The following is a 1,291-nucleotide window of genomic DNA, read 5'->3' on the forward strand; positions in this document are numbered from 1 at the left end:
TCTTCTAAAACTTTCTTAAAAGTCTCCTCATACTTGAGAGCGTAGTCTATCGCACTGCCCAATTTGGAACCAGGTAGGACAGCTTGCTGGCGACACCAATCAAAGAACTCTTCCATTAAGGGGCTTAATAAGATTTGGCGCTGTTCAAAACGTTCGTGCGGTTCCAACTCCTCCCATTCTTTTTCCAAAGCAAAGAATTGATCGCAATAATTTAAACCTATCTTCCCCAAGGAAGTCTTATCTGCATTTTTTGGTGTAGCTTCAAAGAACCTCCTTCGAACATGGGCCCAGCAGCCAACTAGCTTTGCTTCAGAAAGTTGACGGTAAGCAGACCACATGTCGCAATGGACATAGCCATCATAGTTTCCCAGAAATTCTTGAACAACCAATCCACTACGACGCTGATCATGGTGGTAAAGAGTAATACCTTTTTCCTCTTCTTTCCCTGATAAAAAGGTCCAGTAATAGGTGTTCTGACGGTCACTCTCTAAAACACGGTAAGTAGTCTCATCGGCATGTAGGAGAGGTTGAGTTAAGAGTTTCTCTCGTAAGAGATTATAGAGAGGCTCTAAATAGTATTGGCTAATCTTAATATGCCAATGACAGATCTCTTTACGAGAAATAGGTAAACCTAGCTTATGCCAATCCTCTTCTTGGCGGTAATTAGGAACCTTGAGATTAAATTTTTCATGAATGGTATGTGAAATAATAGAAGCTGAGCCGAAACTATGGGCTAGAGGACCTTTAGGAACAGGAGCTTTTATGATTTTATCATTCTCATTTTTTTGACTACAGGACAAGCACTTGTAAGCGTGCTGAATATGATCAACACGTTTCAATTGAGCAGGGATAAAGACCAGCTCTTGACGTTGAACCATCTGTCCAATTTCTTTTAAAGCATCATGACAATCTGGACAGCTAACATCTTCAAGTTCATGGTGAATTTCTTCGGGTTCAAACTGGCTAAGAATAAACTGACGCTTTCCTTTGCTTTTCTGACGTTTATAGGTGATGACTTCTGTTTCAACTGGGTAAGTCATCCGCTTCTTCAGAAACAGTCTCTTCCTCAAAAAGACTGAGTTGACCAGATGGATGAGTGGATTTCTCGGAAGATTTCCCGTAGAGTTTCTGAGTCAGATAAGCTACTTGTTCACGGAGAAGGGCGAGTTCATTGGTTAGTTGTTGATTTACAGCAGCTTGTTGTTCAATAATCGCCAATAATTCTTCCATAAGCCAACTAGCCCTCCTTTTTCTTCATTATATCGAAAAAAGCCATGATTTCAATAGAAAT

The 1,291-nt window shown here is 40.4% G+C and carries 2 protein-coding genes; both read right to left on the reverse strand.

What is annotated here, in order from left to right:
* On the reverse strand, window positions 1-1,040 hold a 1,040-nt coding region (gene tnpC / locus HZY94_RS09125), incomplete at its 3' end, for an IS66 family transposase (RefSeq protein ID WP_218925750.1).
* Complete coding sequence (locus tag HZY94_RS09130; protein WP_179925884.1) at window positions 1,024-1,230, reverse strand: IS66 family transposase; 207 nt, start codon at window positions 1,228-1,230, stop codon at window positions 1,024-1,026. The genes HZY94_RS09130 and tnpC, both read right to left, overlap by 17 nt.
* Window positions 1,231-1,291 lie beyond the last annotated feature (61 nt).

Origin of the sequence: Streptococcus danieliae, from assembly GCF_013415245.1 — a bacterium.
Lineage (GTDB): Bacteria > Bacillota > Bacilli > Lactobacillales > Streptococcaceae > Streptococcus > Streptococcus danieliae_A.

Bases quoted from the DNA above. Each gene is read 5' to 3' on its own strand.
- HZY94_RS09130 (WP_179925884.1), bottom strand. From the start codon at position 1,230: ATGGAAGAATTATTGGCGATTATTGAACAACAAGCTGCTGTAAATCAA.